Source organism: Frankia sp. AiPs1 (assembly GCF_023716945.1).
GTDB lineage: Bacteria > Actinomycetota > Actinomycetes > Frankiales > Frankiaceae > Frankia.
This window is the reverse complement of sequence record NZ_JAMQQF010000487.1, coordinates 1-4,580: the sequence shown is the minus strand read 5'-3', so window position 1 is coordinate 4,580 and position 4,580 is coordinate 1. Positions and strand designations below refer to the sequence as shown.

General features: G+C 71.1%; 3 protein-coding genes. 1 reads left to right on the top strand and 2 read right to left on the bottom strand.

Annotated features, from left to right (window positions below; genetic code table 11):
- Both ND748_RS25825 and ND748_RS25820 read right to left on the bottom strand, forming a co-directional pair.
- Positions 1 to 2,208, bottom strand: a 2,208-nt coding sequence (locus tag ND748_RS25825) for a nitrate- and nitrite sensing domain-containing protein (protein ID WP_251748708.1), incomplete at its 3' end; no start/stop codon positions are given.
- A gap of 652 nt (positions 2,209 to 2,860) precedes the next feature.
- Entirely contained in the window at positions 2,861 to 3,832 is a 972-nt protein-coding gene (locus ND748_RS25820; RefSeq protein WP_251748707.1) for a thioesterase family protein, read from the bottom strand.
- A gap of 136 nt (positions 3,833 to 3,968) precedes the next feature.
- Here ND748_RS25820 and ND748_RS25815 point away from each other — a divergent pair.
- Positions 3,969 to 4,580 (top strand): enoyl-CoA hydratase-related protein (locus tag ND748_RS25815; protein WP_251748706.1); only part of this gene is annotated, 612 nt, incomplete at its 3' end.

Sequence of the window (4,580 nt, the reverse complement as noted above, 5' to 3'; positions counted from 1 at the left end):
TCCGGGACGCGGGCCGGCCGGTCGCGGCGGGCCGTCCGGGCGACGGCCGTTGGAGCGGTGTCGGGGACGGTCGGCGACGAACCAGCTCGACCGGACCGTGGCGAAGACCGGCAGGTCGTCGATCAACGTCTCGTCGGGGCCTCGCGGCGCCTCGTCGGGCCGCTGCGAGGCGGGGGCGGCGATCAGGTTGCCGTCCGCGTCGACGAGCGGTCCGCCGAACCCGTCCTCGTCGACCATCGGGCCGTCGAGGGCGGGCACGGCCGCGACGGGCAGCGCCCGCACGGTCGCCGTGCCCTCCGCGCGGGTGTCGCCGTCGCCCTCGGGCTGGCGCAGCAGGGTGGCCGGCACCAGGACGATGGCCATCGTGCCGCCGTAGGGCGAGGGACGAAGTTCCACCGCGATCGCGTGCCGCTCGGCGAGCCGGCCGACGACGAACAGGCCGAGCCGCTCGCTGGTCGACAGGTCGAAGGGAGGCGGGTTGGCCAGCCGATCGTTGAGGGAGTGGAACTCCTCCGGGCTCATCCCCAGGCCGCGGTCCTCGATCTCGATGACGAAGCCGTTGGATACCTCGTGCCCGTTGACCTGGACCGGGGTGTGCGGCGGGGAGAAGGAGGTGGCGTTCTCGATGAGTTCGGCAAGCATGTGGATGACGTCACCGACGGCGTGCCCGCTGATGGCCCCGCCGTCGATGGGCATCACCTTCACCCGGGTGTAGTCCTCGACCTCGGCGACGGCGCCGCGCACCACGTCCTTGACGGCGACCGGTCGACGCCAGCCTCGGGCGGGCTTGGAACCAGACAGGACGATGAGGTCCTCGGCGTGGCGCCGCATGCGGGTGGCCAGGTGGTCGAGGCGGAACAACTCCTCGAGCTCGTCCGGGTCGGTCTCCTTGCGCTCCAGCGCGTCGATCACCTTGAGCTGGCGGTGGATCAGGGCCTGGCTGCGCCGGGCCAGGTTGAGGAAGGTGTCGCCGATGCTCTTGCGCATCGCGGCCTGTTCGACCGCGGTGCGCACCGCGACGGAGTGCACGATGGAGAACGCCTCGGCGAGCTGGCCGATCTCGTCGGAACTTTGCACCTCGACCGGGAAATGCTCGGCGGACATGTCGACCTGTTCGCCGCGGTGCAGCCTCTCGACGACCCCGGGCAGCCGCTCGTTGGCGACTTCGAGGGCACCGCGCCGCAGCGTGCGTAGATGCCGGATCATCGGGCTTGCTACCAGCAGCGAAATCACCACCGACACGACCAGGATCAGCGCAACCCCGAAACTGCCGAACAGTGCGTCACGAGTAGCTGAACTGGCGATGTCCTGGCTGGTGGAGCCCAAGTCGGCCGCGATCCTCGCCTCGACCTGCCGCATCGCGGCGATCTTCTGGTCGACGGTGTCCAGCCAGTTCTGCTGCGTAATCGTCAGCGGCTGACCATTCTGGACGGCGTTGACCGTGTCATCGCGCATTGCGGTGGCAGCGGAGATGGTTCGACCGACCGTGACGTTGTAAAACGCCTGCTCATCCGGGGTGGCGGTGGTCCGGAACTGCTGCAGCCAGGCGTCCTCGGCGCCGGCCGAGGTCTCGATCTGGCGCAGGGTCACGGAATCTGTCTGGCCGAGAATGATCACGCGGGCGATCAAGCCGCGCTGCTGGGCTGCCTCCTCCTTCGCCCGGGAGATGCCGACGAGCGTGGTGGCTCCGTTGACCAACGAGGCGTTATCGCTGCCGGCGGTGACACTGGCGTTGAGCGAAAGGAGGTCGCGCACCAGGTCGTTGTAGAAAACGTTGTTCTGGTCGACCTGCGCCTGCCGGGCGTCGATCGCCTTGCGTTGCGCGGGCAGCCGGTCCAGGCGCGTGGAGATCGACGCCAGCGTGGCCGCCAGGGTGTCCCGGGCGCCCGAGGGCAGCCCGGCCTCGCCGGCGTTGTAGGTCCCCAACGCCTGGTCCACCGGGCCACGGGCCGCGATGGCGGCCTGTCCCGGGCCGGCGGCCAGGTAGTTGGAACCCACGTAGGCGTTCGTCGCGTACCGCTCGGTCTGGAGCGCGGCGACGAGGTCGTTGCCTTTGATCGAGAAGGCTGCCAGCGCCTTGATACGGTTCGCGGCCCGTACGTTGTCGACGTTCCCCCGCACCTGTATCGCGCTCAGTACCGCCAACGCGGCCAGGGGGACGACGAGAATCACCACGAGCTTCGAGCGGATGGGCCAATTCTGGAGCATCCGGTCCTCTCGTCCGGCACCCGGGTAGTTGGGCGCCTCATGTGCGGGGTGAGTGTTCGAGTTCAACGGGTCCTGTCCCCGAAGGACCAGGCGCGACAACACCCGGACCGGGGTATTGGAGGCGAGGCCCGAACATCGGGGGAATGTTCCTGGGGCGCCGACAACTCTAGCGGAGGAATGAAGTGGCCAGGTTAGGGGCGGGTCCCTATAACGGAAGAGCATGACGGCGTTGCACCGCGTGACGGGCATTCGTTCCGGCCTGCGATGAGCGATAGGACAGCTACGCCTAATGAAAGTTGACGTAGCCCGGATGAAGTGACGTTCACGCACCGGAGCTAGCACTGATCGGCAGCATCTGGCGGGAGCCGGCAGGAGCCGGCACAGTCGCGTCGGACGGTGGCGGCGGCCCGATGACCAGAATCCCGACGGCGGCAACACAAACACCCGAAATGTTGCCCGAAACACATCCGAACATCTTGGGACGCTCAGCCGGAGCCGGGTCGCCGACGGCGGAATGCCCGGCCGCCGCGCAGCATCCGCGGTGGTGCTCGCATACCCCGACTACCGTGGTTTCAATCCAGCGCCCGCAGACGGATCCCGCCATTCTCGGCAGGCTGCCCGTTCGGCCGGGTGACGGTCGGCCGGGTGACGGTCAGCCGGCGGTCGGGGCGGGTGCGGGCTGGTCGTCCCGGCTCGCCGGGGACGGCGGACGCACCCGGTGGACCAGCGTCGTCTGACTCACGGTGGCGACCAGCGCACCCGTGCGGTCGTACATCCGCCCGCGCACCTGCGCGACGTTGCGGACGATCGCCTCGACCCGCACGTCCAGCAGCACCCACTCGCCGGTCGGGGGCGCGACGATCCGCAGGCTGTTGTCGAGGCTCGTGCCAGCCGCCATGTGCCCCGTGGCCTCGATGAGTCCGACCGGGGCGAAGTCGCCGAGCAGGGCGAGCACCGCCGCGTCCAGCGGGAACCGGGGTCGCAGGCGCAGCCACAGCGCGCTGCTCCCGCCGCCCGGGCGGCCGTCGAGGTCGGTCCGGGCCGGGCGGGCCCACCGCTGCTCGACCAGAGAGATCACCCCGTCGCGGGGGAAGTCCAGCCAGGTCGGGTACTCCCGCGCAGGGCAGACGTCCGGATCCGGTGCCCAGTCACCGGCCGGGCCGAACCGGCTGACGACGCCGCTCACCCGACTGAACGTGCCCCCCGCGAGGAACACCAGCCGCCCGGCCGCGGTGGCGCGCACGACGGCCTGCGACAGACCGCCGGTGCCCGCCTCGACGCTCAGCTCCACCTCTTCACCCGCCTGCACGGGCGAGAGGAACTGGATGTGCGCCCACACGCAGTCCCGGCCGCCACAGGCCTGGACGAAGGCGATCGCGGCGGCGAGGCCGCAGCCACCCCACAGGGTGCCCCGCGTGTTGAGCAGATGCGGGTCGGCCACGAAGCGCCCGCGGCACTGCGCCGGGTCGACCGTCAGCCCGAGCATCCCGGCAAGGGAGGCGGCGTCGCGGCGGAGCTCACCGCGGGACCACTCGGCGCGGCGCGGGCCGTTCCCCTGGCCGAGCGGGGTCGGCAGGTCGGCCGCGGGCCGTGGTTGGATGCCGGGTTCGCACGGGTCTGTCACATTCTCATCCTGGCAGGCCCGGTCGGGCCACGCGCCGGGGTCGCCCGCCCGGACTCCCCGGGTCTGCTTTCGCGTGGGCCCGGCCCGGTGACACAGTGTCGGTCAACCCGCCACCCGTCGGCACCAGGAGGCCGGATTGACCAGCGAGATCGAGACCGAGGTCGCCGACGGCGTGCTCACGGTGCGCATCGCCCGCCCGGACAAGCGCAACGCCCTCACCCAGGCGATGTACACGGCACTCGCCGCGGCGTTCGGGACGGCCGAGGCCGATCCCGGGGTGCGGATCATCCGGATCCGCGGCAGTGGCGGGTCCTTCACCGCCGGCAACGACCTCGCCGACTTCCTGGCCACCGCCGCCCTGGCCCCGGACGGTCCGACGATGACCTTCATCCGGACGGTCGCCCGCGGCACGAAGCTGCTCGTCGCCGAGGTCGACGGGCCGGCGGTGGGCATCGGCACGACGCTGCTGCTGCACTGCGATCTGGTCTACGCCACCGAACGCAGCACCCTGGGCATCCCGTTCGTCAACCTCGGGGTGGTGCCCGAGTTCGGCTCGTCTCTCCTGCTGCCCCGCCGAGTCGGGCCCGCGGCCGCGGCGAGGCTTGCCTACTTCGGCGAACCGTTCGGGGCCGCGCAGGCCGCTGAACTGGGGATCGTCACCGAGGTGCTGCCCGACGCCGACGCGCTGCGGGCCCGGGTCGACGACCGGGTCGCGGCGCTGCTGGCCCAGCCGCCGCAGGCCCTGGCC